We start from the raw sequence: 17,651 nt of genomic DNA, 5'->3' as shown, positions 1-17,651 counted from the left end.
TTGGCCGGGGGCGCCCTCGTCCGGCGGCAAGGAGGAGCGTCCGCCCAAAGGCTTCCGCTTACTCCCGGACAGCTTCATAGGTGAAGATCTGCCGATGGTGGGACGGAGCCCTGCCATACTCGTAATCGGCGGAGACGGTAATATTCGAGAAGCCGACGCTATCCAGCAGCATCCGGAACTCCTCGATCCCGTACCACCGGAGTGCAAGCCTCTGAAGTTCGGATGAAAGCAGGGAGCCCTGACGCCACTTCTCGTATCGAAGGTGGGTCACCACTACTTGACGGAAGAGATCGGCTTCCACGGTCCGGCTCTCCATCGTGATGACATCCCCACCCAGGAGAGGAAAGGCGGAGGTTCCCGTGGTGCCAATCCCCAGGTTCTGCAGATCCGGCATCTCCAGATCCAGGATCAGCCGGCCGCCCGGCACCAGATGGCGGTGGAAGCGGCGAAGCACTTCCACTGACTCCTCCCGGTCTTCGATGAGCAGGAAGGAGCCTGCCGGCACGATAATGGCCTCGTAGAGGTACGGCAGGGACAGCTCCTGCAGCTTCCCTTCGAAGAGGCGGGGGATCAGTCCCCCGGCCTCACAGCGCCCCTGGCAGGAGGCGAGCATCTGGGGCGATTCGTCGATGCCGTCGACGTTAAGGCCCGCCTCGACCAGCGGGATCAGCAGGCGCCCGGAGCCGCACATGGCTTCGAGAGTGCGTCCCCGGCAGGAGGCGAGCCGCTCCCTGTAATACTCAAGGTCCCCGCCGATCGACTTCCCAACCGGCTTCGTCAGATCATAGACTTCCGTGCAGAGCGTACCGTAAGCACCAAGACTCATAAAAAGCATTCCTCCGTGAATGGATATGTAATGGCAGCGAATACACTCCTATGATATGGCTGTCCGGACTCCGTGCAGTAGGGGAAGAACGGCTGTTAACGATTTTCCCCGGCGATAGCGGCCGTGGTGCGGCCCGCCGCGCATGCCAAAGAGCCCTGCCTTGAAGTGGATTTCCCGGGGCAGGGCTTCTATCTGTCGATTCGGGGGCTTAGGCGCGGCTGGCGGCAGGCAGCAGGCCGGCGTGCTCCAGGCCTTTGCGGATGCCGCCCTCGTCGACGTGCGCGGTCACGAAGTCCGCATAAGGCAGCAGCTCGGGATTGGAGTTGCCCATGGCAATGCCGAGGCCGACGTAGGTCAGCATTTCCTTGTCGTTGAGGCCGTCGCCGAATGCAACGCCTTCCTCCGGCGGGATGCCGAGATGCGCGAGGAGCGCCTGGATGCCCTGGGCCTTGGAGCCGCCCACCGGTAGCACGTCCATCGCGGACGGGTGCCAGCGGACCAGCTGCAGGTCAGGAAGCACATCCTTGTAGAGCGCTTCTTCTTCGGCGCTGCAGTGCAGGAACGCCTGGTAAATATCCGCCGTCTGCCAGTAGTTCGGATCGTAGCCGGGCTGGTTCACCTTCAGCGATGCGACCGAATCGAAGACATGCTGGTGCTCCTGACTGTTCGTGAAGAACGCCTCATGGCTTTGGAATACCAGCGCGTGATTGTTCTTCGCCGCATGCTCGACGAGCAGCTGGAGGCTCGTCTTGGGAATGACGCGGGAATAGAGTGCTTCGCCCTTGTACACGACATAGGCGCCGTTCAGGCTGACGAACGATTCCAGTCCCAGCTGTTCCAGCAGCGGGCGGAAGAAATAAGGGGCCCGTCCCGTCGCGATGACCGGCTCCACGCCGCTTGCCTTCAGCTCACGGACCGCATCAATGGTGTCCTGCGGCACGACCTTGTCTTCGTTGACCAGCGTACCATCGATATCGAGAAACACGATTTTGTAAGACATAAAATCCACCCTTCCGTGTGCGCCCCGGGTTGCCCGGAGGCTGCTCTGTATATGGATACTGCCGAGGTATGGTTCTTTGGTCATCATACACCGGGAAGCAGGGGGGAGCAAGGGCCGGGGCGTAATTGTCGCCCCAATACCTCCATATGCTGCCGTACATCGCCGGACGCCTATGGGATAACGCATGCCGATTCCTCCGCCAGTATTATCCTCTCCCACGCAGCGCCCCAAAATGGGGCTGTCCCAAAAGGCAATTCATGATTTTTGATCCCCCAATTTGAATAGGAATTCAGCGATAAAAAATGACCTCATCCTCCACGTAACAATGGATTTTGAGGTCATTTTTGGGTTGTTTACATCTACTGGAAATCCTTTTGGGACAGCCCCTTCCATGCCTTCCGGCTCGGGCGCGGTGGATCGGATCAATAAGGTCCGGCTTCGTGTCCCTTGCTCTCCGCCTTGGACGGGTCGGCGCCGGTTCCCTGCGGCTTGGCGTCCCAGCCGGCCCCGCGGATCGCTTCCGCGACGCGCCTGCCGTAATCGGCATCCGCCTGCGTGAAGTAGCCGATCATCCGCTCCTGGATGTCCGCACGGCAGGTGGCGAGCGCGCTGCCCAGGTTCGCGATCAGCTCGTCACGCTCCCAGTCCTCGAACGAACGGTACGTCTCACCGGCCTGGCCGAAGTCGTTCGTCCGCTCGATCTTCTGGCGGACGAGCTTCGCGTCGTAGCGCGGCTCGTGCTCTTTGCCGCTCTTCGGCGCTTCCTTCAGGCCGCCGAGGGAGGACGGCTCGTAGTTCACGTGCGGGTTCTGTCCCGGCGCGCGGTCCACCTTGTACTGCATCTGGCCGCCGCTCTGGTTCGTCGCCACCCGGGATTTCGGCGCGTTAATCGGCAGCTGCAGGTAGTTGCTTCCGACGCGGTAGCGCTGCGTGTCCGAGTAGGAGAACGTGCGGCCCTGCAGCAGCTTGTCGTCGGAGAAGTCGAGGCCGTCGACGAGGACGCCGGTACCGAACGCCGACTGTTCCACCTCCGTGAAGTAGTCCTCCGGATTGCGGTTCAGGGTCATTTTGCCGACGGGCAGGAACGGGAACTGATCCACGGGCCACAGCTTCGTCGGGTCGAGCGGGTCAAAATCCAGCTCTGGATGCTCATCGTCGCTCATGATCTGAACGCAGAGCTCCCACTCCGGATAGTCCCCGCGTTCGATCGCATGGTAGAGGTCCAGTGTCGCATGGTTGAACTCGGTCGCCTGAATCTCGTTTGCTTCCTTCTGCAGCAGGTTCTTGATGCCCTGGCCGAGAGGCTCCCAGTGGTATTTGACGAGCACGGCTTCGCCCTCCGCGTTCACCCACTTGTATGTATTGACACCCGATCCCTGCATCTGGCGGTAGTTGGCCGGAATACCCCAGGGCGAGAAGATGAACGTGACCATGTGGGTCGCTTCCGGACTCAGCGAAACGAAGTCGAAGAAGCGCTCCATGCTCTGCGCGTTCGTCAGCGGGTCGGGCTTGAAGGCATGGACCATATCGGGAAATTTCAGGGGATCGCGGATGAAAAAGATCTTGAGGTTGTTACCGACGAGATCCCAGTTGCCGTCTTCCGTATAGAACTTGGTGGCGAAGCCGCGCGGATCGCGGAGGGTTTCGGGTGAATGGCCGCCGTGGATGACCGTCGAGAAGCGCACGAACACCGGGGTCTGCTTGCCGGCTTCCTGGAACAGCTTCGCACGGGTATACTTCGATACCGGCTCATCGCCGACTGTGCCGTAGGCTTCGAAGACCCCATGAGCCCCGGCGCCGCGGGCATGCACGACACGCTCCGGGATGCGTTCCCGGTCGAAGTGGCTGATCTTCTCAAGCAGATGGTAGTTCTCCATGGTGGTCGGTCCGCGGCTGCCCACCGTGCGTGTGTTCTGGTTGTCGGTGATCGGGTGGCCCTGACGGTTTGTGAGCGTATTCTCCGCTGATTCAGGTTTGGATTGATTCGGGTTTCCATTCGCTTCGGTCACAAGTAAACCACCTTTCGCCCTATATGGAAGAGTAGGATAAGAAGAGAACAGCCTAAACAATTAACCGCTTTCAGCCTACATGAAACAACCTACTTCCCCAGAGGGACAAAAGATGCGAAAAGGGACACCCGAAGGTGCCCCTGGAAAAGAAGGCTGGACGCTGCTGCCGGTAGGGCCGGTCATGGAGCTGCCTCAAGCCGACATCATATCGGCAGTTGATTACAATGCAGAGTTCTTACTGCGGGTTGGTCGTCCAGATGCCGGCAGCTTTGACGAACACGCGGGCCGGCAGCTTCAGGGCGGCCAGAATCAGGTCCGCAACGTCCTCCGGCTGCATCATCCGGTCTTCGTCGCCGATCGGCAGACCGGCGTTCGAGGCGAGCTCCGTGTTCACGGTGCTCGGAGTGAGTGCGGTCACGCGGATGTTGGACTTGCGCACCTCCTGGAAGAGGGACTCCGTGAAGCCCATGACCGCGAACTTCGACGCACAGTAGGCGGACCCGGTGGCAAAGCCGCGTTCGCCGGCTGTGGAAGCGATGTTGATGATGCTGCCGCTCTGCTGCTCGAGCAGGGTAGGCAGCGCCGCGCGCGTCACATAGTAGGTGCCCATGAGGTTCGTACGGATAATTCCCTCCCACTGCTCCGGGTCCATCTCGGCCACCTTGCCGAAGCTTGCAATGCCCGCATTGTTGATGAGAATGTCGAGGGAGCCGAGCTGTCCGATCAGCCCGCTTACTGCAGCTTCGACTTCGGGACGGCTCGTAATATCGGCTGAGGCGTAGAAGACCTTCACACCGTAGGTGTCTTGAAGCTCGCTCTGCAGGGCTTCCAGATCCCCAGTGCTGCGGGCAATAAGGCCGAGGTGCACGCCTTCTTTGGCCAAAGCGATGGCCGCGGCTTTACCGATTCCCTTGCCGCCGCCGGTGATAATCGCGGTTTTATTTTTGAGTTCCATGTTCCACCACTCCTGTTCAGTTGAGTTCTCTCTAACCCTTTCATTCTACCATTCCCAGGAAGAAGTTTCCTCTATGCGGTCCCCAGGATTCATATGGGATAGGGGGGATCTTGTTCGGGATGTGGGACTTGGATTGAAAAACCAGTCGGGCCCAGGTTATTATTCGATATTAGATCCATTCTATGCAAGGTGGAATAGGGGAAGGATCGTACCTCCGGATACGAAAGGAGCGGGCGGGATTGGGAGATCTGAAGTTCAAGCAGTCGGTCGAACTGACGCTTAAGGTGATCGGCGGCAAGTGGAAGCCGGTGATTCTGTGCCATCTGACCGATGGCACGATGCGGTTCGGGGAGCTGAAGCGCGAGATGCCGTCCATCACGCAGAAGATGCTGACCCAGCAGCTGCGCGAGCTGGAGCAGGACGGCATTATCCACCGCCAAATCTATCATCAGGTGCCGCCCAAAGTGGAATACTCCCTGACCGAGTACGGCATAACGGTCAAAGAGCTGCTCGATGTGATGTCGGCCTGGGGAGAGCGGCACCGGAAGCGGTTTCCTTCGGACGAAGCGGAGCATGCCCCTTCCGAGGGCGGCTGATGCAGGGCCTCCAACCCTTAGGGTTTGGGGGCTTTTTGCTGTGACAGGGGACGGTTGTGAGGCTGCCGCGTTCACCGTAGTATCCTTACGGGTACTACGTTACAAAATAGTGCGTACTTTCACAATCGAATGCATGCGACTACAATGAAACCATTCCAAACAGATCACCATCATCCATCGGGAGGTACTTTTATGAAACTGCAATTGGCATTGGATCTTGTCGATATTCCGGAAGCAAAGAAAGTGGTACAAGAAGTCGAAGCGTACATCGACATTGTCGAAATCGGCACGCCGGTGGTCATTAACGAAGGGCTGCGCGCCGTCAAAGAAATCAAAGAAGCGTTCCCGCACCTGCAGGTGCTCGCTGATCTCAAAGTGATGGACGCGGCCGGCTACGAGGTGATGAAGGCTTCCGAAGCGGGAGCGGACATCGTCACGATTCTGGGCGCTGCCGAAGACGCAACGATCCGGGGCGGCGTGGAGGAAGCCCGCAAGCTTGGCAAGAAGATCCTGGTCGATATGATCTCCGTGAAGAACTTGGAGGAGCGGGCGAAGGAAGTGGACGAGATGGGCGTCGACTATATCTGCGTCCATACCGGGTATGACCTGCAGGCAGCCGGCAAAAACTCATTCGAGGATTTCCTGACGATCAAGCGAGTCGTGAAGAACGCGAAGACGGCCGTGGCCGGCGGGATCAAGCTGGCTACGCTGCCGGAAGTCGTCGCGGCAGGGCCGGATCTGGTGATCGTGGGTGGCGGCATTACAGGCGAGGCAGACAAGAGAGCGGCCGCAGCACAGATGCAGCAGCTGATCAAGGGAGCCTGAGATGGCGGGCGCAGAGCTGCACGTAACGCAGCTGGACCGGATTATCGGAGAGCTGCGGCAGACGGCCGGCCGCATATCCGGGGAGGAGACGGAGCAGCTGGCTGACCGGATTCTGCGGTCGAGGCATATTTTCGTGGCGGGCGCCGGCCGTTCGGGCCTGATGATGCGCGCATTCGCCATGCGTCTCATGCAGATGGGCTTTCAGGCGTATGTTGTAGGCGAGACGGTGACACCGGGCATGACCCGGGACGATCTGCTCCTCATCGGTTCGGGCTCCGGCGAGACGAAGAGTCTGGTATCGATGGCTGCCAAGGCCAAAAGCCTGGGAGCGGCCGTCGCTGCGGTGACGATCATGCCCGATTCGACCATAGGTCAATTGTCGGAAGACGTGGTGACACTGCCCGGGGCACCGAAGGACCGGACGGGGGATGCTTACACTACGGTACAGCCGATGGGGTCTTTGTTCGAGCAGACGCTCCTGCTGTTCTTCGATGCCCTGGTGCTTCGGCTGATGGAGAAGCAGGGACTCGATTCGCAGGCGATGTACGGCCGTCATGCCAATCTGGAGTAGCTTTTGTTTTGATCGTGTCATGGATTGGAGAGCCTTTGAGAGCGTGGGACTGGACGGTCCCGTGCTTTCGGGCTCTTTTTTGGTGCCGACGGAACTTGATCCGGCAGTCGGATCTTGTCCTTAGGCCCTGCAGACCCGGCCCTTCGAACCGTCACAGCCTCTTGTCGCTCCCGCCGGAAACTTCTGCTACAATAGATTCATAGATGAATGTAAACGTGTGCATTGGGCACGGACAGCCAAGGAGGAAAACGCATGAGCAGCCAAGTGAAATGGGGCGTACTCGGATATGCGAGAATCGCCAAGACATCGGTCATCCCGGGAATTCTGCAGTCGGACAATGCGCAGCTGTACGCCATTGCCTCGGGCAGTGAAGAGAAGCGCCAAGAGGTGCGCGACACCTATGAGGGAACGAAGGTGTATGAGAGCTATGAGAAGCTGCTGGACGATCCCGAGGTGCAGGCGGTCTATATACCGCTGCCGAATTCGATGCACAAGGAGTGGGCTATTGCGGCGATGAATCGGGGCAAGCATGTGCTCTGCGAGAAGCCTATTGCGCTGAACGGCGAAGAATGCGATGAGATGATCGCAGCGGCAGAGAAGAACGGCGTGTACCTGATGGAAGCGTTCATGTACCGCTATACCGACCGGGTGCGTAAGCTCCAGGAAGTCGTCCGCAGCGGGGAGATCGGGGAGATCCGCTACATCCACTCGGCCTTCCGCTTCCTGCTGAACCGTCCGAACACGATCAAAGTACAGCCGGAGCTCGGGGGCGGCTCGCTGTATGACGTGGGGTGCTATCCGGTCAACTTCATCGGCATGATCACCGGGGAGACGGCCGAGTCCTGCGTGTCGCAGAGCGTCCAGGAACATGGGGTGGACGTCCTCTTCTCGGCGGTGCTGAAGTATCCGAGCGGCATCGTGGCGTCGATCAACAGCGGCTTCAACGCGTTCGGGCAGATGAACTCGGAGATTGTCGGCACGAAGGGGCGGATCGAGATTCCGGATACGTTCCTCGGGACAGCAGGGAAGATTACAGTGGTTACGGAGGAGGGTAGCCGCGAGATCGAGGTCACCGAATCGGACCGCTACACGCTGGAAGTGACGGACTTCTCCGCCGCTGTGCTTGAAGGGCGTCCGCCGCTGTTCTCCCTGGAGGAGACGCGCCTGAACATGCAGGTGCTGGACATGCTGCTCGCTAGCATGAAATCGGAATAGGAAGGGGGAGGAATCCATGGCGGCAATGAAGTTCGTTCTGATCGGCCACGGTAGTATCTCGCGTTCCTATCTCGAAGCCTTCTCGAAGGTGCCGGAAGCCGAGATCGCCGGTGTGGTGGGGCGGAATCCGGAGAAGGCGGTGGCCTTCGCGGCGGAGCACGGGATCGCGGTCTCGGGCACGGAGCTGGCGGATGTGGCCCGGCGCGCGGCAGCGGAAGCGGTCGTGGTCTGCACCCCGAACGCCGTGCATTACGAGAACGTGATGGAAGCCTCCCGGCTGGGGCTGCACTGCCTCTGCGAGAAGCCGCTGCATATCTCGCCGGAGAAGCAGGCGGAGATGATCGCGAGCTGCCGGGCGAACGGCGTGAAGCTTGGCGTCTCTTACATGCGGCGGTTTATCAGCCATATGGGCTATATCAAGGAGCTTGTCGACTCCGGGGCCCTCGGCCGTATCACCGTCGTCGACGTGACGATCAAGCACTGGCGCGAGGCAGCCTACTATAACTCATGGCACGGCACGTACGAGCATGACGGCGGCGGGCCGTTCATCCAGCAGGGCAGCCATATCATCGATCTGGCGCTCTGGATGTGCGGAGGCTACCGGGAGGTCCTGGAAGCGAAGCGGTTCAAGGCCATCCATGAGATCGAGACGGAGGACCACGGCTATGCCGTCATTCACTACGCCAACGGCGCGGTGGGCATGATCGAGGCCTCCACGGCTAGCAAAGGGATGACGAAGGAGATCCTGGAGATCTCGGGGACGAAGGGCAGCATCGCGGCCAATTACCATGAGATTGTGACGTGGGAGGTTCCGGGTCTCGAGAAGCCGGATCTGGCGGGAGACTCGCCGAACCCGGTGCTGTTCGAGCGGCTGGCCGCCGACTTCGTACGCGCGGTCCGGGAGGACCGGCCGCCGTTCATCGACGGAGAGTCGGCGAAGACAGCCACCGAGCTGATCACCGCCATCTACGCGAAGGCGGGCGACCCGCTCGTGCTGTATTAGACAGGCAGCACCCCAAAAAGCTTCGGAAAACCGGCTGGGACCGGGCTCCGGGGCTTTTTTTGCGGCGGGGTAAGCGGTTGAGAAAGCGGCTAATAGTGCGAGATCAGCTTAACGGGAGGGATGGCCACCGACAGCCAGGAGGAATGGAATGCGGTTCCGTTCCAAGTCAGAAGGTTCTGGACATAACCCAGCGTATCCGCATTATAGGCACCGATGATCCGCTGCAGGGCCATGAGATCATAACGCATGCCCGCAGGGTCCGTAACGATGGGGTACAGCGCACCGAGAGCCAGCACCTCGCCCTGGACCGGCTGCTTCAACTTGCCATCCTCCCGGTAATACGGCGACAGGTATTCGGCCCCCTTATGGCTGATATCCAAGGTGAAGAGCACATCCAGCTGGGGACTTGCCACGCTCACCTTATACCCGTTCTCATAATTCACTTTGAACTTGGAGGATTGGCTGTATTTCTCGGCATCGAATAACTCCTGAAGCAGATGATCGCGGAAAGAGTACAGATAAGCATAGATATATCCCCCGCTTCCTCCGGAATCGATCGTAACCAGGATATCCGCGGTCCGGTCCCCGGTGAAGTCCCCCAGGAACAGCCGGGCACCGTAGCCTGCGTTATGGCGGAGATTCACCGTTGTTCTGGAACGGGTCCATCCGTCTTGGATGACGAGGGTGATGCCTTCTGCGAATCCGGATGGCTCTTGGGGCTTCGTACCGTACAAATAAACGGTATCCGGTATGCCGTCCCCGGTGACATCCCCCTGCTTGGCGTCCAGTATGGCCGGACGGGTACTTCCCGCCGGCGGCTGTTGGTAGCTGCGGTACTGCCAGCTCATGCGCACGACCTCCTTATAAGATGGTAACCTGTCGTCATCCTATGCGGATGCCCACTCCGCGGTGTGGAGTTAGGGTTGGTACCGCATATATACAGGGGTGCGGGTTCCGGAATATAATGGATTATCCGGTTGATTTATAGAAATAGAGCACTTCGATAGGGAAGCGGGAACGGAGGATGTATGCGAATTTTTGTTACCGTGAAGAGCCTGGCCAAGAGGAAGAACTACCTGGACAAGAAGGAGATTGTGCTGGAAGAAGAGCCTAACACGTTAAGAGAGCTGCTTACCGCGCTGGTGGTGCAGAATGTGAAGCGTTTCAACGCATCCGCAGCGGAGGCCCCGCTGGTTCACTATCTAACAGCAGACGAGATCGATCTGCAGCGCGGTGTGGGCAAGGTCGGGTTCGGCACGAAATACAATGAAGCGGCTGTGAAGGAGCAGGAAGCGGTCGATACGGCGATTCTGGCCTTCGAAGACGGACTATACCGCGTATTCATCGGTGAAGAGGAGGCGGAGAGGCTGGACGATCCGTTGTATGTGAACGACGGAGCGGATGTCGCTCTGATCAAATTCACCATGCTGGCAGGACGATTGTGGTGACTGGGGGAGAAGCACGATGATAGAGGAACATATCAACGCATTCGAAGCATTGGAAGGCCGGGCTGCGGCACTGTCTGGTCCAAAGCAAAAGCTGGCGCTTGCCATCATCGCCGAGCTGAAGCGGACAGGCTATACGGGCCATGATTATCTGAACGACGCGAAGGAAGCGCTGCAAGCTTTGGCGGAGGGGGACGGCAGCCGGCTGCTTGACCCCTTGGCAGAGCTGGCGGGGGAGCTGCTCGGTTCCTACGAAAAAGACGTGATGGCTTATATCCTGGCCCACCAGGCGGAATATCCCTACACGGTGGGGTATTACAGGAGACCGCTGCGCACCACCGAGCTCGGAGTGCATAGGGATGGCGCGATCCATAAGCTTGTTGATCTGGCGAAGCTGCATCACAAGGGGTTCCGTATCCTGGACTATTTGACGGCGCCCTCCGAGGAGCCGCACCGCCATGATGTCATCAGCGACATTCTCGCCTATGAACTGGACCGCGGGAACGATCAAGTGATGACGGCCGTCAAAGACATTCTTTACGGGGATAACAACACGGCGCTGCTCAACCGGCGGATGATCAAAGGCCTCTTCCTCTGCCATCTCCCGGAGGCTTATCAAATGATGGGCGACATGCTGATCGCCGCCAGGCTCCAGGAGGGCCTGAGGCAGAGCATCGTGGAGACGATGGACGAGGGCACGCTGGATGCGATGGTGTACATGCTGGACATCATCGTGAAGAACGACTTTTGCCGATTCAGCTCTGTGGAGAGGGCGTTCAATGTGTGGACCGGGCTCGGGCTCGGGGCGGCGCAGAGCCGGGTGCTCAAGCTCAGTCTGGAGTATGCTCAGCAGTGCCTGGCCGACGAAGAGCTGTGCGAAGCGTGGTCCCGGAGCAGCGACGTACTGAAGCTGTATCTGAGTTTGTGGGCCACGGGGATGCGCGACGAAGCGAAGATTCCGGAGCGAATTCACTGGATCTTAGACCACGGGGAGGTGTACCAGAAGGCCGCCGCCCTGTATTACTTGGACCAGAGCCAGAACAACGAATTGAAATATGAGGTGGCCCGGCATCATCTGGATGAGACGGATCCGGAGCTTCAAGCGCTGCTCATCACCAATTACGCCTACCGGGTCCGTTTCTGGGGGGGAGAAGGATATCCGATGGAGCTCGAGCGAACGCCGAGCCTGGAAGACGCGGGCGAGCGCAGGCGGCAGTTCAGCCTGCTGAAGTCGATGCTGCTCGCCATGCCGCAGAAGGAGATGAACTTCCCTTCGCGGGTATTCGAGTGGTTGTGGGTCGTACACTCCACTGATGCCATTGTCCAGAAGATGATGTACCTTGCCGCCTATGCCTTCGAGACCGAATTCGTCGAGGAGCTCGTAGCACTCCAAGATCAGGTTAGTCCCGATGTCCGCGATGATGTGTTGAAGCACTTGGTCAAGGACTTCACCCAGCCCGTGCAGCGGGCATTCGTCTTCGAGTGCTTGGCCGACAAGAGCATGACCATCCGGGAAACGGCGCTCGCCAAACTCAAGAAGATGAAGCTGGCTCCCTCCGAAGTGGAGATCGTGGAGGGAATTCTGAAGCTGAAGACAGGAGCGCTCCGGCAGAGCGCAATTTCGATTCTGCTGGGGCTTGAGCCGCATGAGCTGCGGGAATCCCTTGAACGGCTCCTTGGCAGCGGCCAGGAGCTGCAGCGGCTCGGGGGGCTTGAAGTGCTCTGCCAGGTGAAGGAGGATAAGGAGCGCCTGGGCTCATTCGGAGACATGGCAGCTCTGACCGCCCTGGTGCAGCAGCCGACGAAGAAGGAACGTACGCTGCTGGGGCGGCTGAGCCAGCAGGAAGAGCACGGGCTGCGCAACGGCTTTGGGTTATTCGACCCGGCCGCCGTCCGGGGGCTGAAGCCGATGCCCCCCTGCCCGGACAACGGCGTCCGTTCGTTCTTCACTCTGTCCGCCGGGCGGATCAAGGCATTCCTCGGAGCCCTGTCCGATCTTGTACATGAACACAGGGAGCACGAGTACGAGGTATCTTGGTATTCGGGGAACAAGGAGTCGGTACTGGTCGGCACCAGACTGGTGCACAAGCAGTATTATCATGACTTGCGGGACGGGGAGAAAGAGATGGACGGGTATCCCCTCGCCGATGTATGGAACGGCTATCTGGCCGGGAGCGGCTTCGGGGCCGAAGAGCTTCTTCAGACCGTCTTTTACTGCCGGCACCACGATGACTTGTACCGGTACTATACGGACAGCATGGAGTATTGGAGGAAGGACCGCTACCTGGATATCGATGCCTGGGGCAGGCCCCTCATGACCGAGCTCTACCCGGTTGATATGCTGGCTGAGCTGCATGCTTATCTGGAGAAGCTGGCTTACACGCCTCAGGTGCTCCAGTTGCTGGAGGTTTATGTGGCGGACAGCGATGCGGCGGCGCGGTTCGCTTGGGCCGGTAGAGTGCTGAATCCGATCGTCCGCCGCTTGGAAGAGGAAGCGGACCGCATTCCCGCGGATCAGGGGTATACCCTTCAGCTGTTCGCTTATCCTTGGCTTGGCTGGCTTCGCCAGACGGCCTCCAGCGATGCCTCCTTTACGGAATACTTTGCCTACGGCTTCAATCTGTATGCCCTCTCGGGCTACTATGCCTTCCAGCCGGATACCCAAGAGCTCGCCCGGGCCTATGAGCTGGGTCTGGTCAGCGAGGAAGAACTATACCAAGAGTGCATGATCCGCAGGAGCAGCGGGCGGCGGATTGGGGACCTGACGGATTCGAAGCTGGACATCGTACAGAGCTATCCGTCGCTGGCCCCGCTGAAGGAGCGGATGATCCGGAGAATTCTGGACATCGAGCTCAACCGGGGAGACCTGGCGACCGAGGTGACAGGGCTCGCGCTGAGTATCCGGTATATGGAGGGCATGGACGACTTTGTGGCCCTTCTCTCGAGACTGGACCGGGAGTCCTTCATCCGAGGGTACATCTACGGCGGCGGGGAGAAGACCACCAGGAAGGAAAGCTTCTCTTATCAGCTGCGCATCTGCCACCCGAAGGAAGGGGAGGACGAACTGCACCTGCGGGAGAAGCTCCAAGGCCGCGGAATCACCGAGAAACGGCTGCTGGAGGCGGCCATGTATGCGCCGCAGTGGCTCGATATCGTAGCGAAGCACCTGAATTGGGAGGGGCTGCGCAGTGCCGCCTGGTATTTCCATGCGCATATCAACGAGACGTTCTCGGCAGAGAAAGAAACGGTGGTGGCGCATTATTCTCCTATCGCCTCCCAGGATTTCAATGACGGGGCGTTCGATGTGGAGTGGTTCAAAGAGGCCTACCGTGAGCTCGGCGAGGAGCGATTCGCCATCCTGTACGACTGTGCGAAGTATATCTCGGCGGGTGCCAACCACCGGAGGTCGCAGCTGTTTGCGGATGCGGTACTCGGCCGCCTGGATGCAGCCGAGATGAGCGAGTCCGCGCTGTCCAAGCGCAATAAGGACCACCTGCTCTGCTACAGCCTGATCCCTCTGGGAGACTCCCCTGAGCGCGAGGGAGAGCTGCTGCGCCGGTATGAATTCATCCATGCGTTCCTGAAGGAGAGCAAGAAGTTCGGGGCGCAGCGGAGGGCGAGCGAAACCAAGGCTGGCGGGATCGCGCTGGACAATCTCGCCCGGAATGCCGGATACCCGGATGTCATCCGGATGACCTGGGATCTCGAAGCCAAGAAGATCCAGGAGATGCTGCAGGATCTGGAGCCGCAGCCGCTGGACGACCTGACGGTCCGCATAGCGATTGACGATGAAGGCACAGCTGAGCTTGAGCTGACCAGCAAAGGCAAGGTGCTGAAATCGGTCCCGGCGAAGTACAAGAAGCATGAGCGGATCCTGGAGCTGAGGGAGAAAACGGCCGGGCTCCGCAGCCAGTACAAGCGGGCGAAGGAGGAGCTGGAGCGTTCGATGACCGCCGGAAGCACGTTCACGGGAGCTGAGCTCGCAGGTCTCATGACCAGCCCCGTGATTGCTCCGCTGCTCCGGGCCCTGGTATTCGAAGCGGGAGGCCGGCTCGGATTCTACGGAGAGGGTCTGCTGGAAGATCCGCAGGGAGTGAAGCATGAGATCGCGGCACAAGACGAGCTGCGGATCGCCCATCCGGTTCATCTGCTGGAGAGCGGACACTGGAGCGCTTATCAGAGGCACCTCTTCGATCAAGGCCTCCGGCAGCCGTTCAAGCAGGTCTTCCGCGAGCTGTATGTGCCGAATGCCGATGAGCTGGCGGCAGGCACGCTCTCCCGCCGCTATGCCGGGCACCAGATTCAGCCGCGCAAAGCGGCTGCACTTCTGAAGTCCCGCTTATGGACAGCCAGTTACGAGGAGGGCCTGCAGAAGGTCTATTACAAAGAGAACATCATCGCGCGGATCTATGCGCTGGCCGATTGGTTCTCTCCGTCCGAGGTGGAATATCCGACGATCGAAACCGTGCAGTTCTTTCACCGGCGGACCTATGAGCCGCTGGACATGGGTTCCATTCCTTCGCTGATCTTCTCGGAGGTCATGCGGGATGTCGACCTGGTGGTCAGCGTGGCTCATGCCGGTTCTGTCGATCCGGAAGCGAGCCTCACGACGATTGAACTCCGGAGAGCCATCGCGGCCGAGTCGCTGCGTCTGCTCAAGATCAAGAATGTCCGGCTGGAGGGCAATTATGCCTTGATCGCGGGGAGCCTCGGGGAGTACAGCGTGCATCTCGGCAGCGGGATGTCTTACAAGCAGGCTTCGGGAGCCCTGTACATCATTCCAGTTCACTCGCAGCATAGAGGCCGGATCTTCCTTCCGTTCATGGATGAGGATCCGAAGACGGCCGAGATCCTGTCCAAGATCACGATGCTGGCGCAGGATAACAAGCTGAAGGACCCGAGTATCCTTGCCCAAATCAGCTCCTAACCAACAACAAAACGCCTTCCGCCTGCTCCTGCAGGGGAAGGCGTTTTGTTATTGGTGCTGCAGCACGACTTCGTCGAGCTTCCTGCCGTCGAGATCATAGGCCTGATAGGTCAGCGTCCGGCCCTCGACCGTAATCCCCGCGAACATCCCCTTGCCGTTCTGGAAGTGCACCGCGTGATAGAACTGGTCGTCTTTCTTCTCATTGAACTTCGCTCCGGAAGCATTGGTCACCACATAGACCGTGCCGGCGCGGTTCACCACGGGCCCATTCCCGGAACCGGTAACCTGGCCTCCGCGCAGCGGGTAGGAGCGGGAGTATTCGTGATTGTGGCCCTGCAGCACCAGATCCACCTGGAACTCGTCCAGCACCGGGACCCACTGCAGCACCTTCTTGTACGTATTGCCCCCGTAAGCGCCCCGGTGCATGGCGACGATCTTCCACGGCTGATCGGTGCCTGCCAGGTCGCGGCGGAGCCAGTCGGCCTGTTCGCCGATCTTCGATTCGGTGTTCAGCACGGCGATATGAACCGGACCGTAGTCGAACGAATAGCTCGTGCCGGGAGCCGGGCCGGCTGCGCCGTTGGCCGGGAGGGTGAAGTGGGGGAGGAACCGCCCCGCCTCCCCGTCCACCTCATCATGGTTGCCGGTGACCGGCATCAGCGGGATGCCCCGAAGCCACGGCTGCGCCTTGCCGAAGAATTGATCCCAGGCCGTCTCGTCCTCCGGATTCTCCGTCAGGTCTCCATTGTGGACAATGAAGCGGGCGTCCGGAAAGACGGTGAAGGCCCGCTCCAGCGTCTGGCCCCATAAGGCGAAGTCCGCTTCCGTCTGTCCCTGGGAATCCGTGATATTCAGGAAGGTCAGTTTGCCCTCCGCGTCCCCCTCGGTCGTGAAGGCGGCCGGTTCACTCCAGGCGCCTTCCGCTCCACTCCCTACCCGATACGTATAAGTAGTGCCCGGCTTCAGTCCGGTGACATTCACCTGATGCGAGCTCTGCACCTCGTCACGGTCCGTCTTCACCGGGGTCGTGACACCGCTCACGCTCCAGACCTCCGATCCCTGGAGAACACGCTCTCCCGTTCCTTCGGCAATCTGAACCACGGCGGGGCCCTGCCCCTCGGCCGTGTACCAGGCGAACCCGCGGCTCGTGCGGGCATCTCCGGCAAGCGTCGTGACGATGGACTTCGGCACAGCCGCTCCGGCCGCTCCGGCCGCTCCGCCGTCCTTCCACCATGTGTACCCCGCCCAAGCTGCCGCCAGCACCAAGCCGGCCCCGGCCAGCCACAGCCAGTCCCTGTATTTTGTCATCGTGTATCCTCTCCGATTCCTGCAGCTCCGTCCAAGGGAGCCGCAGGAGTATCTGCTTATTGTAAAGCTAGTGTAAACCCAATGTAAAATCCACGTAAAAACATTCAGTTAACGTTCAGGTTCCGCTAAGGATGAGTTCAGCGGCAGGAGGTACGATTCTTTTTGTAAAGGAAATGTAAAGATCATGCAGCCGAAAACCGGGGTCTATGCAGCAGAGAAAGAGGTGTGAACCATGGAACCGCAAATCCGGAAGAGAGAGCCGAAACCGCTGAAATTCCGGCATGAATTGAAATTTTTCATCAACCGCTACCAGCACTACCTGATCAGCCGCAAGCTGCAGCATCTCATGCAGCGTGACGAGCACGCAGGTCCGACCGGCGAATACCATATCCGGAGCCTGTACTTCGACGATATGCACAACACGGCCCTGCATGAGAAGCTCGGGGGGCTGCGCGACCGGTACAAATACCGCATCCGGATCTACAATGTCGAAGACCGCATCATCCACTTCGAGAAGAAGATCAAGCGGGGCGATTATATCGCCAAGGTCAAAGCATCGCTGACCCGCGGGATGTACGAGTCGATTGTCGGCGGGGATTACGGGGTGCTGAATGTGCCGGAGAAGCCGTTTCTCACCGAGCTGTACAACGAGATGACCCATAAGCTGCTCCGCCCGAAGGTCATTGTCGACTACGTCCGTGAGCCCTATGTGTGCCATAACGGCAACGTGCGCATTACCTTTGACAAGGATCTCCGCACCGGGCTGCATTCCACGGACATCTTCAATAAGCGGCTCGATCCGGTACGGGCCATCGACGAGGACCTGATGATTCTCGAGGTGAAATTCGACGAATACATACCCGAGTATATCCGGGCCGCACTTCAGCTCGACGGGCTGAACCGCCAGTCGGCATCCAAATATGTCATCTGCAGAAAATTTCTGAAATTCAACACGTGGGAGGATTATTGAT

14 protein-coding genes are annotated in these 17,651 nt (G+C 59.5%); 8 read left to right on the top strand and 6 right to left on the bottom strand.

Going from position 1 to position 17,651, the window contains the following annotated elements; all coding sequences use genetic code 11:
- Nucleotides 1-58: 58 nt before the first annotated feature.
- The 4 genes from ACP26L_RS35460 to ACP26L_RS35445 form a co-directional block, all read right to left on the bottom strand.
- Complete coding sequence (locus ACP26L_RS35460) at nt 59-826, bottom strand: class I SAM-dependent methyltransferase (protein WP_426450306.1); 768 nt, start codon at nt 824-826, stop codon at nt 59-61.
- A 208-nt stretch (nt 827-1,034) separates the two neighbouring features.
- Nucleotides 1,035-1,826 carry a Cof-type HAD-IIB family hydrolase gene (locus tag ACP26L_RS35455; RefSeq protein ID WP_426450305.1) on the bottom strand — a complete coding sequence of 264 codons (792 nt, stop codon included), beginning with the start codon at nt 1,824-1,826 and terminating at the stop codon, nt 1,035-1,037.
- 422 nt (nt 1,827-2,248) lie between these two features.
- Nucleotides 2,249-3,835: a catalase gene (locus ACP26L_RS35450; protein ID WP_426450304.1), complete on the bottom strand. Its 1,587-nt coding sequence runs from the start codon at nt 3,833-3,835 to the stop codon at nt 2,249-2,251.
- Nucleotides 3,836-4,070: 235 nt separating this feature from the next.
- Nucleotides 4,071-4,790 (bottom strand): 3-ketoacyl-ACP reductase, encoded by a 720-nt coding sequence (locus tag ACP26L_RS35445; RefSeq protein ID WP_426450302.1) that lies wholly within the window; start codon nt 4,788-4,790, stop codon nt 4,071-4,073.
- A gap of 239 nt (nt 4,791-5,029) precedes the next feature.
- Here ACP26L_RS35445 and ACP26L_RS35440 point away from each other — a divergent pair, with 239 nt between their 5' ends.
- From ACP26L_RS35440 to ACP26L_RS35420, 5 genes are all read left to right on the top strand, one after another.
- Complete coding sequence (locus ACP26L_RS35440; protein ID WP_426450300.1) at nt 5,030-5,386, top strand: winged helix-turn-helix transcriptional regulator; 357 nt, start codon at nt 5,030-5,032, stop codon at nt 5,384-5,386.
- Between the two features lie 192 nt (nt 5,387-5,578).
- On the top strand, nt 5,579-6,211 hold the full coding sequence (gene hxlA / locus ACP26L_RS35435; protein ID WP_426450298.1) for a 3-hexulose-6-phosphate synthase: 633 nt from the start codon (nt 5,579-5,581) through the stop codon (nt 6,209-6,211).
- A gap of 1 nt (nt 6,212) precedes the next feature.
- The gene (hxlB, locus tag ACP26L_RS35430) at nt 6,213-6,782 is read left to right on the top strand and encodes a 6-phospho-3-hexuloisomerase (protein ID WP_426450296.1); all 570 of its coding nucleotides are present in this window, start codon (nt 6,213-6,215) and stop codon (nt 6,780-6,782) included.
- 252 nt (nt 6,783-7,034) lie between these two features.
- A complete protein-coding gene (locus ACP26L_RS35425) occupies nt 7,035-7,997 on the top strand; it encodes a Gfo/Idh/MocA family protein (RefSeq protein WP_426450295.1) in 963 nt (320 codons plus the stop codon).
- 16 nt (nt 7,998-8,013) lie between these two features.
- Entirely contained in the window at nt 8,014-9,000 is a 987-nt protein-coding gene (locus ACP26L_RS35420) for a Gfo/Idh/MocA family protein (RefSeq protein WP_426450293.1), read from the top strand.
- 89 nt (nt 9,001-9,089) lie between these two features.
- Here the strand turns inward: ACP26L_RS35420 and ACP26L_RS35415 are convergent, their stop codons facing one another.
- Nucleotides 9,090-9,848 carry a VCBS repeat-containing protein gene (locus ACP26L_RS35415; RefSeq protein ID WP_426450292.1) on the bottom strand — a complete coding sequence of 253 codons (759 nt, stop codon included), beginning with the start codon at nt 9,846-9,848 and terminating at the stop codon, nt 9,090-9,092.
- 180 nt (nt 9,849-10,028) lie between these two features.
- Here ACP26L_RS35415 and ACP26L_RS35410 point away from each other — a divergent pair, with 180 nt between their 5' ends.
- Both ACP26L_RS35410 and ACP26L_RS35405 read left to right on the top strand, forming a co-directional pair.
- Nucleotides 10,029-10,448: a hypothetical protein gene (locus tag ACP26L_RS35410; RefSeq protein ID WP_426450291.1), complete on the top strand. Its 420-nt coding sequence runs from the start codon at nt 10,029-10,031 to the stop codon at nt 10,446-10,448.
- Between the two features lie 16 nt (nt 10,449-10,464).
- Nucleotides 10,465-15,372, top strand: a complete 4,908-nt coding sequence (locus ACP26L_RS35405; RefSeq protein WP_426450289.1) for a DUF4132 domain-containing protein — start codon at nt 10,465-10,467, stop codon at nt 15,370-15,372.
- Between the two features lie 48 nt (nt 15,373-15,420).
- On the opposite strand, the gene ACP26L_RS35400 is transcribed toward ACP26L_RS35405, so the two are convergent.
- The gene (locus ACP26L_RS35400; RefSeq protein WP_426450288.1) at nt 15,421-16,680 is read right to left on the bottom strand and encodes a fibronectin type III domain-containing protein; all 1,260 of its coding nucleotides are present in this window, start codon (nt 16,678-16,680) and stop codon (nt 15,421-15,423) included.
- A 232-nt stretch (nt 16,681-16,912) separates the two neighbouring features.
- Between ACP26L_RS35400 and ACP26L_RS35395 the strand changes: the two genes are divergently transcribed.
- Nucleotides 16,913-17,650 carry a polyphosphate polymerase domain-containing protein gene (locus ACP26L_RS35395; protein WP_426450287.1) on the top strand — a complete coding sequence of 246 codons (738 nt, stop codon included), beginning with the start codon at nt 16,913-16,915 and terminating at the stop codon, nt 17,648-17,650.
- The last annotated feature ends 1 nt before the right edge of the window (nt 17,651 follow it).

The sequence above is a fragment of the Paenibacillus sp. S-38 genome (assembly GCF_049942825.1).
Taxonomy (GTDB): domain Bacteria; phylum Bacillota; class Bacilli; order Paenibacillales; family NBRC-103111; genus Paenibacillus_G.
The sequence above is the reverse complement of the archived record's forward strand: the minus strand, read 5'-3'. Positions and strand labels throughout refer to the sequence as shown.

Excerpts from the sequence above, each read along its gene's own strand:
- ACP26L_RS35460 (WP_426450306.1), bottom strand. The coding sequence starts at position 826 with ATGAGTCTTGGTGCTTACGGTACGCTCTGCACGGAAGTCTATGATCTG.
- ACP26L_RS35455 (WP_426450305.1), bottom strand. The coding sequence starts at position 1,826 with ATGTCTTACAAAATCGTGTTTCTCGATATCGATGGTACGCTGGTCAAC.
- ACP26L_RS35445 (WP_426450302.1), bottom strand. The coding sequence starts at position 4,790 with ATGGAACTCAAAAATAAAACCGCGATTATCACCGGCGGCGGCAAGGGA.
- hxlA (WP_426450298.1), top strand. The coding sequence starts at position 5,579 with ATGAAACTGCAATTGGCATTGGATCTTGTCGATATTCCGGAAGCAAAG.
- hxlB (WP_426450296.1), top strand. The coding sequence starts at position 6,213 with ATGGCGGGCGCAGAGCTGCACGTAACGCAGCTGGACCGGATTATCGGA.
- ACP26L_RS35425 (WP_426450295.1), top strand. The coding sequence starts at position 7,035 with ATGAGCAGCCAAGTGAAATGGGGCGTACTCGGATATGCGAGAATCGCC.
- ACP26L_RS35420 (WP_426450293.1), top strand. The coding sequence starts at position 8,014 with ATGGCGGCAATGAAGTTCGTTCTGATCGGCCACGGTAGTATCTCGCGT.
- ACP26L_RS35415 (WP_426450292.1), bottom strand. The coding sequence starts at position 9,848 with ATGAGCTGGCAGTACCGCAGCTACCAACAGCCGCCGGCGGGAAGTACC.
- ACP26L_RS35410 (WP_426450291.1), top strand. The coding sequence starts at position 10,029 with ATGCGAATTTTTGTTACCGTGAAGAGCCTGGCCAAGAGGAAGAACTAC.
- ACP26L_RS35405 (WP_426450289.1), top strand. The coding sequence starts at position 10,465 with ATGATAGAGGAACATATCAACGCATTCGAAGCATTGGAAGGCCGGGCT.
- ACP26L_RS35400 (WP_426450288.1), bottom strand. The coding sequence starts at position 16,680 with ATGACAAAATACAGGGACTGGCTGTGGCTGGCCGGGGCCGGCTTGGTG.
- ACP26L_RS35395 (WP_426450287.1), top strand. The coding sequence starts at position 16,913 with ATGGAACCGCAAATCCGGAAGAGAGAGCCGAAACCGCTGAAATTCCGG.